The organism is Alsobacter sp. KACC 23698, from assembly GCF_045348435.1.
Taxonomy (GTDB): domain Bacteria; phylum Pseudomonadota; class Alphaproteobacteria; order Rhizobiales; family Beijerinckiaceae; genus Alsobacter.
The window spans coordinates 1068189-1090670 of the sequence record NZ_CP157484.1 but is presented as its reverse complement, the minus strand read 5'-3'; the positions used below and the strand labels follow the sequence as shown (position 1 = coordinate 1090670).

The window sequence follows — 22482 nt, the reverse complement described above, 5'->3', positions numbered from 1 at the left end:
GGCGGCTGCCCTTACCGAGGCGGCCGGCCGGCCGAATCCCGGCGGAAAGACGGCTCTCCTCACGCGCTCGTGACCCGGGCTCGAAACTTCGGCGAGAGGCGGCCCGTAGAGGCTGTCGTCGGGACTGGACCCGACGCATTCAGGGAGCTTCTCATGTCCGTCATCCGTCGCGGCCTTTTCGGCCGAAGCGTTCTCGCCGTCGCGGCCCTCGCCTGCATGACCGGGGGCGCCTGGGCGGCCCGCACCGTGATGGTGGGCGGCGCGCCCATGTATCCGTCCAAGACGATCGTGGAGAACGCCGTCAATTCGAAGGACCACACCACGCTCGTGGCGGCCGTGAAGGCGGCGGGGCTCGTCGACACCCTGTCCGGAGCCGGCCCGTTCACCGTGTTCGCGCCCACCAACAAGGCCTTCGCCAAGCTCCCCGCCGGGACCGTGGAGACGCTGCTGAAGCCGGAGAACAAGCCCAAGCTGACCGCCGTGCTGACCTATCACGTCGTGCCGGGCCGCCTGACCGCCGCCGACCTGATGGACCAGGCGAAGATGAACGGCGGCAAGGTGACGCTGAAGACCGTCGAGGGCGAGCCCCTCACGGTGATGCGCCGCGGCAAGGGCCTGACCGTCACGGACGCCAAGGGCCAGACCTCGCGAATCACCATCGCGGACGTGATGCAGTCCAACGGCGTCATCCACGTCGTGAACGGCGTCCTGCTGCCCTGACCTGTCGCGACTGAACGAAGAGCCCCGGCTGCGCGCCGGGGCTTTTTTTGTGCGCCTCTCGTTATTCGGCGATCAGCTTGCCCGAATAGACCACCGGCCCGGTCGGGCCGCCCGTCGTGGAGCCGCCCGAGGGCTCCACCGTCACGGCGAAGGTGGTGGCCTCCGGCTTGGCGCCTGCGAAGACCGTCGGGGCGGGAAACTTCAGCGCGGCCTGGCCCACGAGGCCCAGCGATTTGGGCGCGCGGCCTTCCACCACCGACCAGAGCTCCAGGCTCTTGCCGGCCGGCGTCTCGGCCGCGACGGGACGCACGGTGACGACGCCGCTCGCAAGATCGACCCGCACGATCAGGGCCGGCTGGTCCCCTCCCCGGTTGACGGCGGCGACGAACTGGCCGGCGGCCGGACGGCGGGCGCCGAACAGGCTCGCGCCGGGGAAATCCGCGCCGAGCAGATTGCGCTCCAGCGCCACCGCAAAGGCCAGCGCCGCCGCCACGGCCCCGAAAGCGGCCGTCGCGACGCGCCAACGGCGGAGCGACCGGCGCATGGCGAAGACGTCGGTGAGGCTCGGCGGGGCGAGCGCCTGCTCGGGGAAGGCGCGCAGGTCGAGCGCGGCCTGGGCCGGCGAGGGTTCGACGGTCGGCGCAGGCCCGCCCAGGGGCGACGTCGCGCGCAGCTCCTGCGAATCGGCCGGGCTCGCGACCGGCTCGAGCCGCACGGGCGGCAGCGCCGCTTCGATGGCCTGCCAGACGCCCGGCCCCGGCTCTTCGGGCGGGACGGCGGAGGCGAGAGGCGCAAGCTTCGCCTCCCAGGCCTGGACCATGCCCTGCAGCGCCGGGTCGCGCGACAGCGCGCGCTCGAAGGCCGCCCGCTCGGGGGCGCTGAGGGTGCCCAGCACATATTCGCCGGCCAGGTTCTGGGCGTCCTCGGCGTTCATTGCGCGTCCAGGCAGGTTCTGAGCGACGCCAGCCCGCGATGGAGCCAGGTCTTGATGGTGTTGACGGGCCGGTCGAAGCGCTGGGCCAGCTCCTCGCGCGACCAGCCCTCGCAGTAGGCCAGCAGGATGCAGGAGCGGTGCTCCTCGTCGATCCGCCCGAGGCAGTTGCGGAGCGCGGACGCGTCCAGCAATTCAGCCTCCCGGTCCCGCGGCTCCGCCAGCTTGTCGTACCAGTCCACGCCGTCCTCGTCGGGGCCGATGAGGTCTGGCGTCTTCTGGCGGATGACGTCGATGGCGCGGTTGCGCGCGATGGAGACCAGCCAGCCCATGGGCGGCCCGGCCTCCGGCGCGTAGCTCGCCGCGTTTCGCCACAAGCGCAGATAGACGTCCTGGAGGATCTCCTCCGCTCCGGCCCTGTTCCTGACGATACGCAGGATGACGCCGAGAAGTTTCGACGCGGTCGCGTCGTAGACGGCGCGGAAGGCCGCCCTGTCGCCTCGTCCGGTTCGGACGATCAGATCCGCGAGGTGGCTGGCGTCGGGCGGCAAGCGTGCGTCCTGGGTTGGGGGGAACCGCCTGTCTACGCACGACGGGGACCGCCGGACGCATCCGGCGGACCAGGGATCGTAGGCTGAGCCTTAGCCCGCGCGCAATCGAGTTCCACTCAGACGGGCAATCCACGCAGCTGCGAGACCGCCGTCATGACGCCGCGGATCTCGGCGAGGCCCTTCAGGCGGCCGATCGCCGAATAGCCCGGGAAGCTGCCCTTGCCGACGTCGTCGAGCAGTTCATGGCCGTGATCGGGCCGGAACGGGATGCGCCACCGGTCGTCCCCGGCCTCCTTGCGGCGATTCTGTTCGGCGAGAAGGATCTCGACCACTGTCACCATGTTGGTGTCGCCGCCGAGGTGGTCGGCCTCCATGAAGGAGCCGTCCGGCTCCTTGGCGACGTTGCGCAGATGCGCGAAATGGATCCGCGAGGCGAAGCGCCGGGCGATGGCCGGAATGTCGTTGTGGGCTCCGGCCCCGAGCGAGCCGGTGCAGAGGGTCAGGCCGTTGGCCTGCGAACCGACGGCGCCCAGGATGAAGGCGAGGTCGTCCTCGCTGGAGACGATGCGCGGCAGGCCCATCAGCGAGCGCGGCGGATCGTCGGGATGGATGGCCATGCGGATCCCGACCTCCTCGGCGGTCGGGATCACCTCGCGCAGGAACCGGGCGAGGTTCTGGCGCAGCGCCTCGCGCGAGACGCCCTCGTAGCGGGCGAGGTGGCGGCGCAGCCCCGGGATGTCGTAGCGGTCGAAGGCGCCCGGCAGGCCCGCCATGATGGTGGCCAGCAGCGCGTCCTTGTCAGCCTGCGTGGCGCGGTCGAACCAGGCCTTGGCGCGGTCGATCACCTCGGCGGGGAAGTCGTCGCGGGCGCCCGGGCGCTCCAGCATGAAGCAGTCGAAGGCGGCGTATTCATGCGCGTTGAAGCGCAGAGCCGAGCCGCCGCCCGGCAGCGGATGGCGCAGCTCCGTGCGGGTCCAGTCCAGCACCGGCATGAAATTATAGCAGATCGTCCGCACCCCGCAGGCCGCGAGGTTGCGCATGGACTGGCGATAGGCGTCGAACAGCTCCGTGAGGTCGCCCTCGCCGATCTTGATCCGCTCGTGGATCGGCAGGCTCTCGACGACGTTCCAGCGCAGGCCGAGCGACGGGTCGGCCGCGATCAGCGCCTTGCGGGCCTCGATCTCCTCCACGCTCCAGACGACGCCGTAGGGGATCTGGTGCAGCGCCGTCACGACGCCGCTGGCGCCGGCCTGACGGATCGCGCGCAGCGGGACGACGTCGTCCGGGCCGAACCAGCGCCAGCTCTGTTCCATGCTCAAATCTCCCTGGGGTTCAATGGGTCGCCCGCTCAGGCGGACGCTCTGGACGAGGCCGCGGCGGCCGCCAGCGCGCCGTGAGCGAGCAGGCGCGCATAGGCGGCCGTGACCGCCTCCCCGAAAACCGGGGACCGGGGCAGGTCAGGGCCGAACACCGCCTCGACGCCGAGCACCGCCTGGACGCGGGCGGCCGGGTCCGGGCCGGCGCCGTCGAGCGCCGCCTTGAGGCGGTCGGCCAGCGGATCGCGCACGTCGATCGGCCTGAAGGCCTCGTCGACGCCGCCGACATAGCGGATCCAGGCCGCCACCGCGAGCGCGAGCAATGGGATCGGTCGGCCCTGGGCGAGCCTGTCCCGCACGGTGGACAGGATGCGCTGGGGCAGCTTCTGCGAACCGTCCATGGCGATCTGCCAGGTGCGGTGCCGAATGGCCGGGTTGGAGAAGCGCTCCAGCAGGTCGCCCGCGTAGTCGCCGAGGTCGAGCCCCGGCGGCGCGGGCACGGCCGGGATGATCTCGTCGCGCCAGAGCGCGGTCACATAGGCGCGCAACGCCGGATCTGCGACGGCCTCGCCGATCGTCTCGCATCCGGCGAGGTAGCCCAGATAGGCCAGCGCCGAATGGGCTCCGTTGAGCAGGCGCAGCTTCATGTGCTCGTAGGGGGCGACGTCCTCGACGAACTGCGCCCCCGCTTTGTCCCAGGACGGCCGGGCCCCGTCGACGAAACGGTCCTCGATCACCCATTGGCGGAACGGCTCGTGGGTGACCGGGGCGGCGTCCCACAGGCCCGTGGCCGCGAAGGCCGCGTCCAGGTCGGCCTCGGTCGCGGCCGGCACGATGCGGTCCACCATGGTGGACGGGAAGGCGCCGTGGGTCTCGATCCAGGCCGCGAGGCCGCCGTCCCGCAGGGCCGCGAAGTCGCGCACGAGGCCGGAGACGAGACGGCCGTTATGCGGGAGGTTGTCGCAGCACAGCACCGTGAACGGCCCGACGCCGTTGGAGCGCCGGCGCTCCAGGGCCTCCACGATGACGCCGACCGCGGTGCGCGGCTCGCCGTGGTTCTCCAGGTCGTGCCGGATGTCGGGATGATGCTCGTCGAGCAGCCCGGTCGCGGGATCGTGGCAATAGCCCTTCTCGGTCACCGTCAGGCTGACGATCCGGGCCGAGCGGTCCGCCATCATGGCGACCACCGCCTCCGGGTCCTCCGGGGCGACCAGGACGGCCTTGAGGCAGCCCACGATGCGGGCCGACACGCCCTCCGGGCCGCGCTGCAGGGCCGTGTAGAGGCCGCCCTGCGGGACGAGCCGGTCGCGCTGGTCCGGCCGCTTGAGGCTGACGCCGGCGAAGCCCCAGGGGCCGGGCTCCTGGGCCAGGACCTCGTCGGTGTAGAGGGCGGCGTGGGCGCGCACGAAGGCGCCGAGGCCCAGATGCACGACCCCGACGCGCAGCTTCTCGCGGTCGAAACCGGGCAGGATGGTTCCCGGCCTGGCCTGCGCCAGGGTGGCGGGGGATAGGCGGGGTCGTTCGGCCGGGACGGTCATGGCTGCTCGTCCGCTCCAAGATCGTCGTTGATGAGGTCGGGGTGCTCGGCCGCCAGGGTCTGGGCGATCTTGAGCACCTCGGACATATGCGTCCGCATGGCGGCCTCCGCCGCGGCGGGATCGCGATTCTCGATGCCCGACAGAATAGCGCGATGTTGCGCGATGAGCACCTCCACCGGCGTCACCGCCGGGATGCTGAGGAACCGGACGCGGTCGAACTGCGCCTTTTCGCGCTCGATCACGGCCCAGAGCTGCGCCACGCCGCTGCCGTCCGCCAGCGTGTGATGGAAGGCGTCGTCCGCCTGGGTGAAGCGCTCCGGATCGCGCTGCGCCCGCTCCTGCTCGGCGATGGCGCCCCGCGCCCGGGCCAGGACGCCCGGCGAGGCGCCCCGCTCGGCGGCGCGGCGGACGGCGGCGAGTTCGAGCGCCTCGCGGACGAAGCGCGCCCGCTCCATCGCCGACAGCGAGATGCGGCTGACGAAGCTGCCGCGCTGGGGCCTCACATCGATCAGGCCCTCCTCGACGAGGCGGATCAACGCCTCGCGGACCGGCGCGCGGCTGGTGCCGAAGCGCAGCGCCAGCTCGTTCTCCGACAGCCTCTCGCCCGGCCGCAGCCGCAGGCTGACGATGTCCTGGCGCAACGCCGCATGGATGCCGCGCACCGTGGGCGGCGCGGCCCCGGGGCCGCCCGCGTCGGAGCGGGCGGGCCGGTCGCGGGTCCCCAGGCCGGAGGGCCGATCCGAGCTCATGCCCGCCTCACTTGTAGAACAGGCTCGGCAGCCAGAGCGAGATCTGCGGCACGTAGGAGACCAGGAACAGCACCAGGATGTTGCACACCAGGAAGGGCCAGATCGCCTTGCTGATCGCGCCCAGCGAGATCTTGGCGATGTTGGCCGACACGAAGAGGCAGACGCCCACCGGCGGCGTGGTGAGGCCGATCATCAGGTTGATCACCGCGAAGGTGGCGAAGTGGATCGGGTCGATGCCGACCTTCACGGCCACGGCCAGCAGCGGCGGGAACAGGATGATCAGCGCCGCGATGGTCTCCATGAAGGTGCCGACGATCAGCAACAGGATGTTGATCAGCAGGATGATCAGGTACTTGTTGGTGGTCAGCGCCAGCATGGCGGCGGCGATCGCCTGCGGGATCTGCTCGCTGGTGAGGATCCACCCGAACACGTTGGCGAGGCCCACCAGCAGCACCAGCGCGCCCGACCCGATCGCGCTCTCGATCAGGATGTTGGGCAGCGCCGACACCTTGAAGCCGCGATACACGAACAGGCCGACCACGAAGGCGTAGAGCGCCGAGACCACCGAGGCCTCGGTGGGGGTGAAATAGCCGCCGACGATGCCGAACAGGATCACGCCCGTCATCAGGATGGCCCAGAAGGCCGCCTTGCTGGTGCGCACGACATGGCCGAAGCCTTGCCACTGGCCCTTGGGGTAACCGCGCCGGCGCGAGATGATGTAGACGGTGATCATCATCCCGATGCCCATCAGCACGCCGGGGACCGCTCCGGCGAGGAACATCTTGCCCACCGAGAGCCCCGTGAGGGTGCCGACGATGATCATGGGCACGCTGGGCGGGATGATCGGCCCCACCGTGGAGGCCGCGGCCGTCACCGCCGCCGCGAAGGGCGCGTCGTAGCCGGACTTGCGCATCGCCGGGATCATCACCGCGCCGATGGAGGCCGTCTCGGCGACGGCGGTGCCCGAGATGCCGGCGAAGATCATGGAGCCCACCACATTGGCGAGGCCGAGGCCGCCGCGCACATGGCCGACCACGGCGTTGCCAAAGCGCACGATCTGGTCCGTGATGCCGCCGCCATTCATCAGGTTGCCGGCGAGCACGAAGCCCGGGATGCAGAGCAGGACGAAGGAGTCCATGCCGGCGAACATGTATTGCGGCACCACCGAGAGATCGATGCCGGCGCCGAACAGGTACACGGCCGAGGCGAGGCCGAGAGCGACGCCGATGGGCGTGCCGAGGATGAGGCAGACCGCGAAGGTGCCGAAAAGCAGGGTGACGAGCATTAGACGAGCTCCCCGTGGCTGGCGGGCGGCGTCTGGCCGAAGCCGAGGAAGCGCGCGAGGGAGAAGAAGGCGAGCGAGACGGGGATGATCAGCGTCACGACGTAGACGGCGATCATCGGCACGTCGAGCGACCGGGCGCGCTCGCCGACGCTGCCGGCGACGTAGTCCCAGGCGCCGGGCAGGATCGCGAGCGAGAAGACGGTCACGATCACGTCGACGATGCGCTCGACCACGCGGCGGGCGGCGGGCGGCAGCGGCGTGACGAACAGGTCCACGTTCACGAGTTCGGAGCGCAGCACCGCGATGCCGCACGAGAACGCGACGAGATAGACCAGCGCGAAGCGGGCGACCTCCTCGGTCCAGGACGGCGACGGGAAGCCCGGCACGCGGCCGAGCACCTGGATGGCGACGACGCCGATCAGCACGGCGAAGGCGGCGAGCGTGCCGTAGCGGCAGACGCTCACCAGGGCGGCCACCAGGCCGGCGAAGGCGTTGCGCATGGAGGTCCTCGAACAAACCTGCTCAGGGTGGGAGCGCCGGCCCGGCGGGAGGGCCGGACCGGCGGATGTGAGGCGCGGGCCGGGAAGAGCGCGACAGGCCCCCTCGCCCCGGAACGGGGAGAGGGCTGGGGTGAGGGGAAAGGGTCCCCTCATCCGACCTCGCTTCGCTCGGCCACCTTCGCCCCGTGCCGGGGAGAAGGATCCGCCTCACTTGGTGGCGACGATTTCGTCGTAGAGCGGCTTGATCTCGGCCGGCAGCGCGGAGGTGACGGCGTCCTTGGCCTTGGCCGCGAAGGCGGCCTTGTCGACCTCGACGAACTGCATGCCCTTGGCCTTCAGGTCGGCCTCCAGCTGCTTCTCGTCGGCGGTGAACAGGCCGCGCTCATAGGCCTGGGCGGCCTTGGCGGATTCCATGATGGCCTTCTGCTGAGCCTCGGTGAGGCGCGCCATCTTCTTGGTGCCGCCGACGAGATAGATCCAGCTCAGCACGTGGTCCGTCTGGTTCACGTATTTCTGCACCTCGTTGAAGCTCGCCGACTTGATCAGCGCCAGCGGGTTCTCCTGGGCGTCGATGGTGGAATTCTGCAGCGAGGTGAACACCTCCGAGAAGGCCATCGGGGTCGGCTTGGCGCCGAGCGCCTCCCAGACCTTCACGAAGAGCGGCACGTTGGGCACGCGCAGCTTCAGGCCGTTGAGGTCGGCCGGCGTCTTGATGGGACGGTTGGAGGTGAGCTCGCGCGGACCGCGGGCGAAATAGGCCAGCACCTTCAGCCCCGTCTTGTCGTCGATGTTCTGGGCGATCTTGGCGCCGACCGGGCCGGAGACGACCTTGTCGAGGTGGTCGAGGTCGCGGATCGCGTAGGGCACGGCCAGCAGCGCGGCGGAGGGCGCCCAGTTCTGCAGCGACTCGCCCGTGATGGTGAAGTCGACCGTGCCGAGCTGGATGCCCTTGATGAGGTCCGTCTCCTTGCCGAGCTGCTCGTTCGGGAAGACCTTGACCTCGACTTCGCCGTTGGTGCGCTTGGCGACATCCTCGGCGAAGCGCAGGCTGGCCTTGTGCCAGACATTCTCCTCGTTGCCGAGGTGGCCGAGCTTGAGGGTGACCTTGGCCTGGGCGAAGGCCGGCGCGGCGAAGCCCAGACCGACGAGCAGACCCAGACCGGCGCCAGCGGCGCGCCGGGTGAAGCGGAGCCTCGACATGATGCGTTCTCTCCCATGTGACCGGACTTCGCCGGCGGCTTGAGACCTGGCCCAGCCCCATCCGCCGCGCCGTTCGGGGCTCGGGGGATCGAGGCGGTCCTGATTGGGACGGACGCGACAGGCGCGGCGCCGCAACTGGTCGACAAGTCGACAAGTAGCAGCGGATGGCCGGCTTGGCAACTTGGGTCTGTGACTTTCCCCGGCGCCCGCCAGGCTACGCCACCACCCGCCTGTAGAGGTGCCAGGAAGCGTGGGCCAACACCGGGATGACGATCGCCATGCCGAAGAACAGCGGGATGAAGCCGATCACCAGCGCCGCCGCGATGAAGATCGCCCACAGCGCCATCGGCCCAGGATTGGCCGCCACCGCCTTGAGGGAGGTCGCCACGGCGACGGCCGGGCCGACGCCGCGGTCCAGCATCATCTGGAACGAGACCACGCTGATGGAGAAGGCCGACGCGGCGAACAGGAAGCCGACGAAATTGCCCAGGATGATGAGCGCCCAGCCATGCCGGGTCGACAGCGATTCCTGCACGAGCGAGGCCAGCGTCTGCGGCGAGCGCGAGCCGAACAGCCACTCGTAGAGCCCCTCGGAGATCACGAGCCAGCACAGGAACATCAGCGCCAGGATGGCCCCGAGCGCCAGGATGCCGAGGAAGCCCGGGGCCCGGACGACCTCGAAGGCGTGCCGCCAGCGGGTGTCCATGCCGAGTTCGCGGCGGCGGCTCAGCTCATAGAGACCGACGCCGGCGACCGGCCCGAGCAGCGCGAAGCCGGAGATGAGCGGAAAAATGAGCGGCAGGGCGTCGTTGTCGAGGAGGAGGCGCCCGAGCAGCAGGCCCACCACCGGGTAGATCAGCCCGATGAAGACGACATGGGTCGGCATGGCCCAGAAATCCTCCAGCCCCTGGGCGAGGGCGCGTTTCAGGTCGGCGGAGCCGATCCGCCGCACCTGAGGCGTCGACGGCGCGTCCGCGTAACCGGAAACCACATTCAGGTTCGCCATGGTCGTACCTCCCTGTCACGAGGTCACGACGGCCGAAGGCGGCGCAGGTCACCGCCACTCAGGAGCCGCAACCGAAGGCCAAGAGTAACGCGGCCGGCGGCCTCTGTCCTGCGCCCAATGCGCCCGCCCCGATGGATGGCTGAACGGGGCCCATCCGGCCGGTCTGAGGAAGGATTCACCATGCGGGCCGGTTTTTCAGCCGCTGAACGGGACTTTCACGGGCGGCGCGGCATGCTGGGGCGGATCCGGAACTGGACATCGGAGGACGACATGACGACCTGGACGCGCCCGGCCCTGTGCGGAGCCGCTTTGCGCCTCGCCGCCCCCTTGCTGGGCGCCGCGATGATCGCCGCCCCCGCGACGGCGGGCGGATATCACCACAATCCCTACGCGCCGCCGCTGTTCGGTCCGGCGCCCGAGGAGCTGATCTATGAGGGCATGGCCCCCATCCCGCCGCTCGGGCCGCGCGGCTCGCGCTATGTCGGCGCGCCGGTCGTGAACCGGGTCGGGGTGCTCTACAACCGGCCCCTGCCGGCGCCGGCCTATGTGACGCCGGTGATCTCCGTGCGCTACTGACCGCGCGATCACGGCGGCGGCCGGACCGGGACTGGGTCGCGTCGATCGGGCGCGACATGACCATGGCCGAAGCGGGGCGAAACGGCGGAGCTTCTTGGAGGCTGGCGCGTTGAGGCGGAAACGCGACCGTTTCTCCCAGCCGAGGCCCCCATGAACATGCAGGCGAAGTCCCCGCCGACCGAACGCGCCATCACGACCGCCCCGCAGACGCAGCGCAAATCGCGGGTGCGGGAGGGCCACCCCTTCCCGCTCGGCGCCACATGGGACGGACTCGGCGTCAATTTCGCGCTGTTCTCCGCCAACGCGACCAAGGTCGAGCTCTGCCTCTTCGACATCGAGGGCAAGACCGAGCTCGAGCGCATCGAGCTGCCCGAATACACCGACGAGGTCTGGCACGGCTACCTGCCCGACGCCCGCCCCGGCACCGTCTACGCCTACCGGGTGCACGGCCCCTACGATCCGGCGGCCGGGCATCGGTTCAATCCCAACAAGCTGCTGCTGGACCCCTACGCCAAGCAGCTCGACGGCGCGTTCACCTGGGATCCGGCCCTGTTCGGCTACACGCTGGGCCACCCGGACGCGGACCTGTCCTTCGACGAGCGCGACAGCGCCCCCTTCGTGCCGAAATGCCGCGTCATCGACCCCGCCTTCACCTGGGGGGCGGAGCGCCGCCCGCAATCGCCGTGGGACCGCACCATCCTGTACGAGGCGCATCTGCGCGGCTTCACCATGCGCCATCCGGCGGTCGAGGAGCCGCTGCGGGGCACCTTCTCGGGCCTGATGACGCATGAGGTGATCGAATATATCCGCGGCCTCGGCGTCACCGCCATCGAGCTCCTGCCCATCCACGCGTTCCTGGACGACAGCTACCTGGAGGAGAAGGGGCTGCGGAACTACTGGGGCTACAACTCCATCGGGTTCTTCGCCCCGCAGCCGCGCTACCTCGCGACGCCCTTCGTCAACGAGGTGAAGGAGATGGTGTCCCATCTCCACGAGGCCGGCATCGAGGTGATCCTCGACGTCGTCTACAACCACACCGCGGAGGGCAACGAGCTCGGCCCGACGCTGTCCTTCAAGGGCATCGACAACGCCTCCTACTACCGGCTGGCGCCGGACAGGCGCTACTACATCAACGACACCGGCACCGGCAACACGGTCAATCTCAGCAATTCCCGCGTCCTCCAGATGGTGACGGACAGCCTGCGCTACTGGGCGGAGGAGATGCATATCGACGGCTTCCGCTTCGACCTCGCCACCATCCTGGGCCGCGAGCCGCACGGCTTCGAGGAGGACGGCCGCTTCCTCGACGCCTGCCGGCAGGACCCGACGCTGGCCCGGGTGAAGCTGATCGCCGAGCCGTGGGACTGCGGGCCGGGCGGCTACCAGGTGGGCCGTTTCTCGCCCGGCTGGGCGGAATGGAACGACCGCTACCGCGACACGGTGCGGGCCTACTGGAAGGGCGACGAGGGCAAGCTGCCCGAATTGGCGGCGCGCATCGCCGGCTCGGCCGATTTCTTCAACAAGCGCGGACGCAAGCCCTGGGCGTCGGTGAACTTCATCACCGCCCATGACGGCTTCACCCTCAACGACCTCGTCTCGTACAACGAGAAGCACAACGAGGCGAACGGCGAGGACAACCGCGACGGCCACTCCGACAACCTGTCCTGGAACCACGGCGTCGAGGGGCCGACCGACGATCCCGACATCAAGACGCTGCGCCTGCGCCAGATGCGCAACATGCTGGCGACGCTGATGCTGTCGCAGGGCACGCCCATGCTGCTGGCCGGCGACGAGTTCGCCCGCAGCCAGGGCGGCAACAACAACGCCTACGCGCAGGACAACGAGATCTCCTGGATCGACTGGGAGGCGATCGACGAAGACGGCAAGGCGCTGACGGACTTCACCCGGCGGCTGATCGGCATCCGTCAATCGCAGCCCATGCTGCGGCGCGGGCGCTTCCTGAGCGGCGCCTACAACGCCGAGCTCGACGTCAAGGAGGTGACGTGGCTGACGCCGGGCGGCGACGAGATGACGCCGGACCACTGGAACGACGGCAACGCGCGCTGCTTCGGCGTGGTGCTGGACGGGCGCGCCCAGCCCAGCGGCATCCGCCGCCGCGGCAGCGACCGCACGCTGATGCTGGTGCTGAACGCCCACCACGACGTGGTGGAGTTCACCCTTCCGGAGGTGGCGGGCGGCCGCGAATGGCGCCGCCTCGTCGACACCAACCGCCCCGACCTCGACGACGAGGAGGAGCGCCTGCCGCTCGGCCACGCCTATGAGGTGACCGGCCGCTCGCTGCTGCTCCTGGAGCTGCTGCCCGAGCGGAAGAAGGGGTGAGCTAGAACGCTCCGGCGCGCTCCAGCCCGATCACCGCGGCGACCAGCACGAGGGCGCCGATCAGTCCGACGGCCGCGACGATCTTCTCCATCGGCCTCTCCTGCGGGTCAGAGCGGCTTCAGGCCGGCCTCGATCTGGGCCCGGCGCGGCTCCAGGAAGGGCGGTAATGCGAGCTTTTCGCCGAGCGCCTCGGCCGGCTCGTCGGTGGCGAAGCCCGGACCGTCGGTGGCGATCTCGAACAGGATCCCGTTCGGCTCCCGGAAATAGAGGCTCTGGAAGTAGAACCGGTCCACCGGCCCGCTGGACGGGACGCGCAGCTCGCGCAGCCGCTCGGCCCAGGCCGCGTATTGCTGCGCGTCCGGCGTGCGGAAGGCGACGTGATGCACCGCGCCGGCGCCCTGCCGCGCCTCGGGCAGGTCCGGCTCGACGACGACGTGGAGCTCGGCGGCTGGGCCGCCCTCCCCCATCTCGAAGACGTGGACGCTGCGCCCGTCATGGTCGTAGCGGCGGGCGTGGCGCATGTTCATCACCCGCTCGAGCACCGCGCCGGTGGGTGCGGCGTCCGGCACGCTGAGCGTGATCGGGCCCAGCCCGCGGATCTGGCGCTCCGCCGGGACAGGGCTGCGGTCCCACGGATGGGCCGGGCCGGCGCCGCCGTCGTCCACCAGCGCGAGCCGCTGGCCCTCGGGGTCCTCGAAGTCGAGCGTGAGGCGGCCGTCGCGCGTCACGATCCCGCCGTGGCGCACGCCGCGCTCGTCGAAGCGCGCCGCCCACCAGCGCAGGGTCTCCTCGCCCGACACCCGCAGCGCGGTCCGGGCGACGCTGTGGGTCCCACGCCGCTCGGGCGCGGCCGGCCAGTCGAAGAAGGTGATGTCCGTGCCGGGCGAGGCCTCGGCGTCGGCGTAGAACAGGTGGTAGGCGCTCACGTCGTCCTGGTTGACGGTCTTCTTCACCAGCCGCATGCCCAGCGTGTCGGTGTAGAAAGCGTGATTGCCCTTCGCGTCGGCGGTGATCGCCGTGAGGTGGTGGATGCCCGTGAGCTGCAAGGGTGTCGCCATGTCGGTCGGGTCCTGGTGCGGCGCTGCGGATCGCGGCGCTTCGTTGGACGCACAGATAAGCCCAGCCGCCGCCGGCGCCAGTGCCGCCCCCTTGCAGCCCCGCATAGGACACCGTGCGGCCGCGCGTCTCGCCCGGCCTTTCTGGATCCCCTTCCCGCGCCTGCGGCGCGCAGGGGATGACGGGGTGGGGAAGCGCCGCAGCGGGCCCCCTCGCCCCGGAACGGGGAGAGGGTGGGGGTGAGGGGTGGCGGGGCTTGGCTGCATGTCCCCTCATCCGGCGCTGCGGGCTGCGTTCTCCCCGTGCCGGGGAGAAGGGAAACACGGATAGCTCCGCGGCCTTTCGGCCCGGAGGGATAGGTGGAGGGCGGCGCGGAGCGGCGTCGCTGGGGACCCCACGGCGAGTGGGGTGGGTAGAGTGAAAGCCGGGAGGCCGCCAGGCCCCGCCGCTCCGCGCGCAGCGTTGGAGGACGACAGGAAGATCCCGGGGCGCTTTCAGCCCCTTCGCGTTGTCGCTGGTCGGACCTTGTCTTCCGTCCGCCGCCTCGACCGGGTCGTGAGCCCGGCTTTGACGGCCGCCGCCCCCGATCCCCATCCGTCACGCTGCAGACGCCCCTCCGTGGACCGGAGCATGGACAGGGTATAGGAATTTTATCCGCTTGTCAAGCGGGGCGGCGAGCCGTGGCGCCGTCCGGCCCCTCATCCGGCCCTTCGGGCCACCTTCTCCCCGTGCCGGGGAGAAGGGCGTCATCCCCGGCGGCGCGGAGCGCCGGGACGGGGGTCCGGGCGGGTTGGGACGTGGGCGCCCTTCGCCCGGCCTCTCTGGATCCCCTTCCCGCGCCTGCGGCGCGCCGGGGATGACGGGGGTGGGGTTTAGGCAAACTCCGCATGGTCCTTCGAGACGCCATGCTGCGCATGGCTCCTCGGGATGAGGGGCTGGGTGGGGCTGAGCCGTCGAGAAGGGCGACGGTCAGCTCTCTTCGTCTTCCTCGTCGGTGGGCTGGACCGGGACGGCGTAGACGCCGTTGAGCCATCGCGAGAGGTCGACGTCGGCGCAGCGCTTGGAGCAGAAGGGGCGATATTTCAGCTGCGTGGGCTTGCCGCACATGGGGCAGACGCCCGTGGTCTGCGGGGCGGGGTCGTTGGCGGGCAGAGGGGCGTCGTCAGGCATATTTCAGGGTCAATCCACCGTCGACGATGAGCTCCAGCCCGGTGACGTAGCGGGACTCGTCGCTGGCCAGGAACAGGGCCGCGTTGGCGACGTCCCAGCCTTCTCCCATATGGCCCATGGGCACCTGCGCGTCGCGCTTGCGCCACATCTCCTCCACGTCGCCCGCCGCATAGGTGGCGGCGAGGCCGGCGGAGGCGGCCACCATGGGCGTCTTCATCAGCCCGGGCAGCACGGCGTTCACGCGGATCTTCTGCGCCGCATATTGCACGGCGGTGGTCTTGGTGAGGTGGTTCAGGGCCGCTTTCGAGGCGTAATAGGTGGCGTAGGGGATGCCTGTCCAGCGGATCGACGCCACCGACGAGATGTTGACGATGGAGCCCCCGCCCTGGCGCTCCATGACCGGGATCACGCGCTTCATGGTCAGGAAGGCGCTCTTCAGGTTCACGTCCAGGACGCGGTCCCACTCGTCCTCTTCGATCTCGACGACCCCGCCCACGACCGCGATGCCGACATTGTTGTCGAGCACGTCGATGCGGCCATAGGCGGCGAGGGTCGCCTCGACCATCTCGTCGATCTCGGCCAGGCGGGTGACGTCCGCCTGGACCGCGATGGCGTCGCCGCCCTCGTCCCGGATGATCTCGGCGGTCTCCTCGGCGGCGGCGAGGTTGAGGTCGGCGCAGACCACGCGCGCGCCTTCGCGCGCAAAGGTGACGGCCGTGGCCTTGCCGTTGCCCCAGCCCGGACCGATGGATCCAGCCCCCACGACCAGCGCGACCTTGCCGCTGAGACGATCGACCATGCTGCCTCCCCTCGCCTGTCCGGCGCCCTGCCCGTCCTGGCGGACGCCTACAGGCTGTTCAGCCACGACATGTGGATGGGATACCCCTCTCCGCCGAGCAGCGCCATGACCTCGTAGAGGGGCAGCCCCACGACGGACGAATAGGAGCCGACCAGCTTGGTGACGAAGGCCGCCGCCCGGCCCTGGACGGCGTAGCCGCCAGCCTTGCCGCGCCACTCCCCGGACGCCAGGTAGGCCTCGATGTCGGAGCGCGACAGGTGCTTGAAGGCGACCCTGGTCTCCACCACCCGCTCGCGGAAGCCCTCCTTGGGCGTCACCACGCACAGCCCCGTATAGACCCGGTGGCCGCGACCCGACAGCAGGCGCAGGCACTGCGCCGCCTCGTCGACATGCTCGGGCTTGGGCAGGATGCGGCTGCCGCGCGCCACCACGGTGTCGGCGGCGACGATGAAGCCGCCCTTCAACTCGTCGCGGGTGCGCAGCACGCCCAGCGCCCGCTCGGCTTTCTCGCGGGCGAGGCGACGCGCCAGCGCCTTCGGGCGCTCGCCCTTGAGCGGCGATTCGTCAAGATCGCTCGGCAGGAGCGCGTCGGGCTCGATCCCGATCTGCTGCAGCAGCGCCAGACGCCGCGGGGACGCCGAGGCGAGGATGAGCTTCGGTCGCCAGTCTTTCGGCTCTGCGGCCAAGGAACTCTCCGGTCTCAGCGCCGCTCGCGCGGCCGATTTGCGGCGCGGACCGTACTGGAAAGCCCGCAGGTTGCAAACAGCGCGTCCGCCGGCGCCAGCCCATGCTGTGTTGTGATGGAAACACAGCATGGGCTGGGTTTCTTGATCGTCGCATGCTTCGTGCGAAAAGCCGGATTCCACCTTTTCGCAGCATGCTCCAGGCGGGCGACGGGACGAGCCGCGACGTGAGAGGATGGCGCGTGGACCGGTCGCCCAGGCGATTCGCCGCGGCCATCGACTTACCGCGCGGTAAAGCTTAAGATAGTTCAGACACGAACTGATTGGTCGAGCGCGCGTAGACGAGGGATCCCGGGCCATCCCGGGAGGGTTGGACGCCGGAGTAGGCCATGCATCGCCTGAATATTCGCGCCGCCGAACTGTCCATGATGGCGGCGGAGACGTCCTTCGCCTCGGCCATCACCATCGCGGCGCGCGCGCCCATCCTGCTCGGCCCGCAGGACGCCAAGGCGCAGGCCGAAACCCACCGCATGTTGGCCGAGAAGGTGGAGGCCTCGATCGAGGGCTTCGTGGCCGCCCAGGTCGCCTTCGCGACCTTCTGGGCCGGGGCCTTCTTCGGCGCCGTGCGCGAGCCGGCGGATTTCGCCCACGGCTTCGCCGACATCGCCACGGCCGCGACCGCGCCGATGAGCCGGCGGGCCCGCGCCAACGCCAAGCGGCTGGTCAAGCCCGCGCGCTGAGGCGCGCGTTCCGGCTTAATGATCGCCCGGCGCGTTCGCCGGCTCCGGCGTCATCGCGGGCGAGCGCCTGTCGAGGCGCTCGCGCACCCGGTATTTGCGCACGCCCAGCGGGATCAGGCCGAGATAGATCACCGTCAGCACGAGCAGCAGCGCGAAGGTGTGGATCACCAGCAGGGTGATGAACAGCGCCACCGCGAGCAGCAGCGGGATCGCCCATTCGCGCGGGACGCGGCTGCCCAGCGTCTTGCCCGCATAGGTCGGGATGCGGCTCACCATCATGAGCGCGATGAAAAGGACGTAGACGGCCTCCAGCACCACGAAGCCGGCGGGCCGTTCGACGCCGACGAGGTGGATGTAGACCGGCAGCAGCCCCGCCAGCGCCCCCGCGGGCGCCGGGATGCCGACGAAGAAGTTCTTCTGCCAGTCCGGCCGCATGGGATCGTCGATGGAGACGTTGAAGCGCGCCAGCCGCAGCGCGCAGGCCATCGCGAAGGCGAGCGTCACCAGCCAGCCCAGCGAAGGCAGCACGTGCAGGCTGTAGGTGTAGAGGATGATGGCCGGCGCCACGCCGAAGCTGACGAAGTCGGCCAGCGAATCCAGCTCCGCCCCGAAGCGCGAGGTGCCCTTCAGCAGGCGCGCGAGCCGGCCGTCCAGGCCGTCGAGCACCGCCGCGATCAGGATGGCGATGACGGCCCGGTCGAGCTTGTCGTCGCCCTCGATGGCGAGGCGCATGGCGGTGAGGCCCGCGCACAGCGACAGGAGCGTCACCAGATTGGGCAGCAGCACGCGCAGCGGCACGGGCTTGAAGCGCCGCCGGCGCGGTTCGTCGCCAGGCTCGTAGGGCGGGAAGAGGTCGGTCATCGGGCGGGTTCGCTCATGCGGCGCGCAGCTTAGAGCACAATCGGCCAAACACGAATGCGGCGCGGCTCAGATGAGGGCGAAGCCGCGGGCCGGGTCCGCGGCCCTGGCGTCGGCCAGCACGGTTTCGCCCGCGATCGCCTTCTGGCCCTCGCCGACCAGCGGGCGCACGCCCTCCGGCAGGTAGACGTCGACGCGCGAGCCGAAGCGGATCAGGCCGAAGCGCTCGCCGACGCCCAGCGTGGCGCCCTCCTTGACAAAGGGCACGATGCGCCGGGCGATGAGGCCGGCGATCTGCACGACGCCGTAGCGGCCCGTCATGCTCTCGATGACCATGCCGCTGCGCTCGTTGTCGTCGCTGGCCTTGTGCAGCTCGGCGTTGAGGAACAGGCCCGGGCGGTAGACCATCGTGACGATGCGGCCCGACACCGGCATGCGGTTCACGTGGCAGTCGAAGACGTTCATGAAGATGGAGACGCGCACCAGCGGCGTCTCGGACAGGCCGAGCTCGGCCGGCGGCACGCAGGCCAGGATCTGGGAGACGCGGCCGTCGGCCGGCGACACGACCAGCCCCTCGCGCACCGGCACCGTGCGGGCGGGATCGCGGAAGAAATAGGCGCACCACGCGGTGAGGATCCAGCCGATCCAGCCCAGCGGTCCCCAGATCCAGCCCAGGATCAGCGCCAGCACCGCGAATCCGGCGATGAAGGGCCAGCCCTCACGGTGAATGGGGGTCGCCTGCCGGCGGATGGACTTCACGATCGACATGCGTTCAGCTTCCCTTGATCAGGCGGGCAGTTGTCACGGGCCGGCCCGGCAGGTCAAGCCGCCCTGCGGCGGGGGCCGGGGCGGCGCGGCTCAGACCGGAGCCTTCTCGACCAGCCCCTCGGCGGCGCGGGTGCGCTCCAGCGTCTCGCGGGCCTCGTCGGCCTCGCGCTGGCGGTTCCACAGGGCGGCGTAGAGGCCGTCGCGGTCGAGGAGCTCGGTGTGGGAGCCGCGCTCGGCGATGACGCCCTTGTCCAGCACGATGATCTCGTCGGCGTTGATCACGGTGGAGAGCCGGTGGGCGATCACCAGCGTGGTGCGGCCGCGCGAGATGCGCTCCAGGGCGTCCTGGATGTCCTTTTCGGTGAAGCTGTCGAGGGCCGAGGTGGCCTCGTCCAGCACCAGGATGGGCGGCGCCTTCAGGATGGTGCGCGCGATGGCGACGCGCTGCTTCTCGCCGCCCGACAGCTTGAGGCCGCGCTCGCCGACGCTGGTGTCGTAGCCTTCCGGCAGGGAGCGGATGAAGCCGTCGATCTGGGCCAGGGCGGCCGCCTTGTAGACGTCCTCCTCGCTGGCCTCCCAGCGGCCGTAGCGCACATTGTAGCCGATGGTGTCGTTGAACAGCACGGTGTCCTGCGGGACCATGCCGATGGCGGCGCGTAGGCTCTTCTGGTTGACGTCGGCGATGTCCTGCCCGTCGATGAGGATGCGGCCGGACTGGGGCTCGTAGAACCGGAACAGAAGGCGCGAGATGGTGGACTTGCCGGCGCCCGAGGGGCCGACGATGGCCACGGTCTTGCCCGCCGGCACCTCGAAGGAGACGCCGCGCAGGATGGGGCGCTCCGGCACATAGGCGAACTGGACGTTCAAGAAGCGCACCGCCCCGGAGGAGACGGCGAGCTGCGGGGCGCCCGGCTTGTCGGCGATCTCGGGCTCGCGCGACAGGATCTCGAAGAGCTGCTCGATGTCGGCGACAGCCTGCTTGATCTCGCGGTAGACCATGCCCATGAAGTTCAGCGGCTGGTAGAGCTGGATCAGCATGGCGTTGATCATCACGAGGTCGCCCACCGTGTGGCGGCCCTCGCGGATGCCGGACACGACCATCGCCATGCAGACCGTGAGCCCGATGGTGAAGATCGTCGCCTGGCCGGCGTTGAGGATGGCCAGCGACACATAGGCCTTCACGCTGGCCCGCTCGTAGCGCTCCATCGACTTGTCGTAGCGGGCGGCCTCGCGCTCCTCGGAGCCGAAATACTTCACGGTCTCGTAGTTGAGGAGGCTGTCGACGGCCTTGGTGTTCGCGTCCGTGTCGCTCTCGTTCATGGTGCGACGGATGGCGATGCGCCACTCGGTGGCCTTGGTGGTGTACCACATATAGGCCGCGATCATCGCCACGGTGACGGCCGCGTAGCGCCAGTCGAACTGGTAGACCAGCACGCCCAGGATGAGGGCGAACTCCACCACGGTGGGGAAGCCGGTGAGCATCACCATCCGGACGATGGTCTCGATGCCGTTGCGGCCCCGCTCCAGCACGCGGGTCAGGCCGCCGGTCTTGCGCTCCAGGTGGAAGCGCAGCGACAGCTGGTGCATGTGCTCGAACACCTCGAAGGCGAGGCGCCGGACGGCGTGCATCGACACGGTGGCGAAGAGCGCGTCGCGCCACTGCGTCAGCAGCGCCATCAGGGTGCGGGCGAGGCCGTAGATCAGCACCAGCGCGATGGGGGCGGCGACCAGCGCCTCGATCGGAATGCTGGTCGGCGGCCCGTTGGGCCCGGGCGGCACGAGCGCGTCCGTCACCCACTTGAAGGTGAACGGCACCCCGACGGTGACCAGCTTGGCGATGAAGAGCAGAACCGTCGCCCACAGGATGCGGCGGCGCAGGTCGGCCCGGTCGGAGGGCCAGAGATAGGGCCACAGGCCGCGGATGGTCGAGCCGAGCGAACCCTTGTCGGCCGAGATGCGCGAGGATCCGCCCGGAATCGGCCGACGCGGCGCGGGAGCCGCGCCCTTGGGCGCGGGCGGGGGCGTCATGACGTTCATGCGACGAGTCCAATCAGGGTCAGGCGCTATATAGGCCCCTGCGCGCCGCGGTGCACCCCTTGTCCGCCCATCATTTGGGCGGGCGTCGCTCGCGAGAGCCCGCGACGGCGGCAGACCATGCTGTACCTGGTCGTCGCATGCTTCGTGCGAAAAGCCGGATTCCACCTCTTCGCAGCACGCTCAGGGCTGCTTCTGCCCCGGGATGACGAACATCTGGCCGGGATAGATGAGGTCGGCGTCGCGGATCTGCTGCTGGTTGGCGTCGTAGATCACCGTGTAGCGCAGGCCGCTGCCATAGGTCTTCTTGCTGATCCGCCACAGGCTGTCGCCGCGCGCCACCAAGGTGGTGCGGATCTCCGGCACGACCACATTGGCGCCGTCGGCCGAGGCGACCTGATGACCGCCGGCCTCGCCGGGTTTCGCCGGCTCGCCGGGCCGGCTGGCCGGGCCGGGCCGGGCCGCGTCGCCCGGCGCCGAGGCGTCGGGGGACGGCGCCGGGGCGGGCGCCGGCGTGACGGCGGCGACCGCGCCGGAATTGGCCAGCGACGCCACGCGGGCGGTGTAGTCGAACGGCGCCTCGGCGCGCGACAGCACCTTGCCGTCGGCGGCGGCGTCGACATCGTCCACGCGGACCCGGTAGACCCCGTGCTCGAGGCCGCGCGCGATGGTGAAGGACCATTTCCCGTCCGGGGCGGCCTTGGCGGTCGCCAGGAAGGTGTCGTTCAGATAGAGGCGCACCGAGGCGCCGGGCGCGGCCTGGCCGGTGGCGAAGAACTTGCCGGTCTCGTCCGCCTCGACGGTGGAGAGCAGCACGCGCGAGCGCGGGCCTCCGGACGGGGCGGCCGCGGTCCCGCCGGCCGAGGCGACCTGCCCCGGCGCGAGCGCGCCCGGCGGGGCGTTGGGCGCCGGCGAGGCCGGCGGCGTCCGCGACAGGATCTGGGTCGGCTTGTCCGGCGAGGCGAGCGCGACGATGACCTCGCCGTTCGGCTTGTCGGGCACCGAGACGGTGACGCTCTGCGTCGACAGCTCGCGCTTGCCGCCCGGCGGGGTGACGGCGAGCGTCAGGTCCTGCGCGCCCGGCGGCAGCCGCGGCGGCACCATGGCGAAGTGGCCGCTGGCGTCGACCTGGGCGCGGTCATGCACCTGGCCGTTGCGCAGCAGCTCGACGACGGCCCCGGGGACGCCGCGACCGGCGATCACCGCGTCGCCGGCGGGCTCCACCCGGACGATGTCGAAGCTCGGGACGGTGGAATCGGCCGGCGCGGCCGGCGCGGCGAGCGACGCGGCTGGCCCGGACGCCGGGACGGAGCCTGCCGGCGCGGCGGCGACCTGCTGGCCGGCGGAGGGCTGTGCGACCGGGGCCTGGCCGGCGGGCGCCATCGACGCGACGGGCGGGACCGTCACCATCGTGCCTCCTGCGGAGGCGCCTCCTGGGGAGGAGCCTCCTCCTGCGGACGGCGCTGCGCCTGGGGACGGCGCGACGGCCGGAACGTCTGCGGCGGGCGGCGCGTTGCGGGCCAGGTTGGACGGCAGGCCGAACACGGCGATCAGCCCGCCCAGGAAGGCGACTCCCCCGAGCAACGCCGCGATCTTGATCCAGCCCAGCATGATATTCGCCCTACTCGTACGCCCTGCCTCCAAAGTCTTAGCAAATTCCGT

21 protein-coding genes are annotated in these 22482 nt (G+C 70.5%); 4 read left to right on the top strand and 17 right to left on the bottom strand.

The window, feature by feature from the left end; genetic code table 11:
- Window positions 1–216: 216 nt before the first annotated feature.
- The gene (locus ABEG18_RS05015) at window positions 217–720 is read left to right on the top strand and encodes a fasciclin domain-containing protein (RefSeq protein ID WP_406858535.1); all 504 of its coding nucleotides are present in this window, start codon (window positions 217–219) and stop codon (window positions 718–720) included.
- 61 nt (window positions 721–781) lie between these two features.
- Here ABEG18_RS05015 and ABEG18_RS05010 read toward each other — a convergent pair whose 3' ends face one another.
- The 9 genes from ABEG18_RS05010 to ABEG18_RS04970 all read right to left on the bottom strand — a co-directional run bounded on the left by ABEG18_RS05010 (window position 782) and on the right by ABEG18_RS04970 (window position 9796).
- Window positions 782–1654, bottom strand: coding sequence for an anti-sigma factor domain-containing protein (locus ABEG18_RS05010; protein ID WP_406856997.1), 873 nt, complete (start codon window positions 1652–1654; stop codon window positions 782–784).
- Window positions 1651–2202 (bottom strand): sigma-70 family RNA polymerase sigma factor, encoded by a 552-nt coding sequence (locus ABEG18_RS05005; RefSeq protein WP_406856996.1) that lies wholly within the window; start codon window positions 2200–2202, stop codon window positions 1651–1653. Before ABEG18_RS05005 ends, ABEG18_RS05010 begins: the two co-directional genes overlap by 4 nt.
- Before the next feature lie 116 nt (window positions 2203–2318).
- Window positions 2319–3515, bottom strand: coding sequence for a mannonate dehydratase (uxuA, locus tag ABEG18_RS05000; RefSeq protein WP_406856995.1), 1197 nt, complete (start codon window positions 3513–3515; stop codon window positions 2319–2321).
- 35 nt (window positions 3516–3550) lie between these two features.
- Window positions 3551–5056 carry a mannitol dehydrogenase family protein gene (locus ABEG18_RS04995; RefSeq protein ID WP_406856994.1) on the bottom strand — a complete coding sequence of 502 codons (1506 nt, stop codon included), beginning with the start codon at window positions 5054–5056 and terminating at the stop codon, window positions 3551–3553.
- Window positions 5053–5805 carry a GntR family transcriptional regulator gene (locus ABEG18_RS04990; RefSeq protein WP_406856993.1) on the bottom strand — a complete coding sequence of 251 codons (753 nt, stop codon included), beginning with the start codon at window positions 5803–5805 and terminating at the stop codon, window positions 5053–5055. Before ABEG18_RS04990 ends, ABEG18_RS04995 begins: the two co-directional genes overlap by 4 nt.
- 7 nt (window positions 5806–5812) lie before the next feature.
- Entirely contained in the window at window positions 5813–7090 is a 1278-nt protein-coding gene (locus tag ABEG18_RS04985; protein ID WP_406856992.1) for a TRAP transporter large permease, read from the bottom strand.
- Window positions 7090–7590 (bottom strand): TRAP transporter small permease, encoded by a 501-nt coding sequence (locus ABEG18_RS04980; RefSeq protein WP_406856991.1) that lies wholly within the window; start codon window positions 7588–7590, stop codon window positions 7090–7092. The genes ABEG18_RS04985 and ABEG18_RS04980 overlap by 1 nt, the downstream gene beginning before the upstream one ends.
- Window positions 7591–7797: 207 nt before the next feature.
- A complete protein-coding gene (locus ABEG18_RS04975) occupies window positions 7798–8790 on the bottom strand; it encodes a TRAP transporter substrate-binding protein (RefSeq protein ID WP_406856990.1) in 993 nt (330 codons plus the stop codon).
- A gap of 214 nt (window positions 8791–9004) precedes the next feature.
- Window positions 9005–9796 carry a DUF2189 domain-containing protein gene (locus tag ABEG18_RS04970; protein ID WP_406856989.1) on the bottom strand — a complete coding sequence of 264 codons (792 nt, stop codon included), beginning with the start codon at window positions 9794–9796 and terminating at the stop codon, window positions 9005–9007.
- Between the two features lie 270 nt (window positions 9797–10066).
- On the opposite strand from ABEG18_RS04970, the gene ABEG18_RS04965 reads away from it, so the two are divergent.
- A complete protein-coding gene (locus tag ABEG18_RS04965) occupies window positions 10067–10372 on the top strand; it encodes a hypothetical protein (protein ID WP_406856988.1) in 306 nt (101 codons plus the stop codon).
- 156 nt (window positions 10373–10528) lie between these two features.
- Window positions 10529–12712, top strand: coding sequence for a glycogen debranching protein GlgX (glgX, locus tag ABEG18_RS04960; protein ID WP_406858534.1), 2184 nt, complete (start codon window positions 10529–10531; stop codon window positions 12710–12712).
- A 107-nt stretch (window positions 12713–12819) separates the two neighbouring features.
- Here the strand turns inward: glgX and ABEG18_RS04955 are convergent, their stop codons facing one another.
- From ABEG18_RS04955 to ABEG18_RS04940, 4 genes are all read right to left on the bottom strand, one after another.
- Complete coding sequence (locus ABEG18_RS04955; RefSeq protein WP_406856987.1) at window positions 12820–13770, bottom strand: ring-cleaving dioxygenase; 951 nt, start codon at window positions 13768–13770, stop codon at window positions 12820–12822.
- Window positions 13771–14737: 967 nt separating this feature from the next.
- Complete coding sequence (locus ABEG18_RS04950; RefSeq protein ID WP_406856986.1) at window positions 14738–14938, bottom strand: DNA gyrase inhibitor YacG; 201 nt, start codon at window positions 14936–14938, stop codon at window positions 14738–14740.
- The gene (locus ABEG18_RS04945; RefSeq protein WP_406856985.1) at window positions 14931–15737 is read right to left on the bottom strand and encodes an SDR family NAD(P)-dependent oxidoreductase; all 807 of its coding nucleotides are present in this window, start codon (window positions 15735–15737) and stop codon (window positions 14931–14933) included. Before ABEG18_RS04945 ends, ABEG18_RS04950 begins: the two co-directional genes overlap by 8 nt.
- Before the next feature lie 47 nt (window positions 15738–15784).
- Window positions 15785–16423 (bottom strand): Maf-like protein, encoded by a 639-nt coding sequence (locus ABEG18_RS04940; protein ID WP_406856984.1) that lies wholly within the window; start codon window positions 16421–16423, stop codon window positions 15785–15787.
- Between the two features lie 386 nt (window positions 16424–16809).
- Between ABEG18_RS04940 and ABEG18_RS04935 the strand changes: the two genes are divergently transcribed.
- Window positions 16810–17160, top strand: coding sequence for a hypothetical protein (locus tag ABEG18_RS04935; RefSeq protein WP_406856983.1), 351 nt, complete (start codon window positions 16810–16812; stop codon window positions 17158–17160).
- A 15-nt stretch (window positions 17161–17175) separates the two neighbouring features.
- Here ABEG18_RS04935 and pssA read toward each other — a convergent pair whose 3' ends face one another.
- The 4 genes from pssA to ABEG18_RS04915 form a co-directional block, all read right to left on the bottom strand.
- Window positions 17176–18021 (bottom strand): CDP-diacylglycerol--serine O-phosphatidyltransferase, encoded by an 846-nt coding sequence (pssA, locus tag ABEG18_RS04930; RefSeq protein WP_406856982.1) that lies wholly within the window; start codon window positions 18019–18021, stop codon window positions 17176–17178.
- Between the two features lie 66 nt (window positions 18022–18087).
- The gene (locus ABEG18_RS04925) at window positions 18088–18786 is read right to left on the bottom strand and encodes a phosphatidylserine decarboxylase (RefSeq protein WP_406856981.1); all 699 of its coding nucleotides are present in this window, start codon (window positions 18784–18786) and stop codon (window positions 18088–18090) included.
- A gap of 90 nt (window positions 18787–18876) precedes the next feature.
- Window positions 18877–20814 (bottom strand): ABCB family ABC transporter ATP-binding protein/permease, encoded by a 1938-nt coding sequence (locus ABEG18_RS04920; protein ID WP_406858533.1) that lies wholly within the window; start codon window positions 20812–20814, stop codon window positions 18877–18879.
- Window positions 20815–21003: 189 nt separating this feature from the next.
- Window positions 21004–22431 carry a LysM peptidoglycan-binding domain-containing protein gene (locus ABEG18_RS04915; protein ID WP_406856980.1) on the bottom strand — a complete coding sequence of 476 codons (1428 nt, stop codon included), beginning with the start codon at window positions 22429–22431 and terminating at the stop codon, window positions 21004–21006.
- Window positions 22432–22482: the final 51 nt, after the last annotated feature.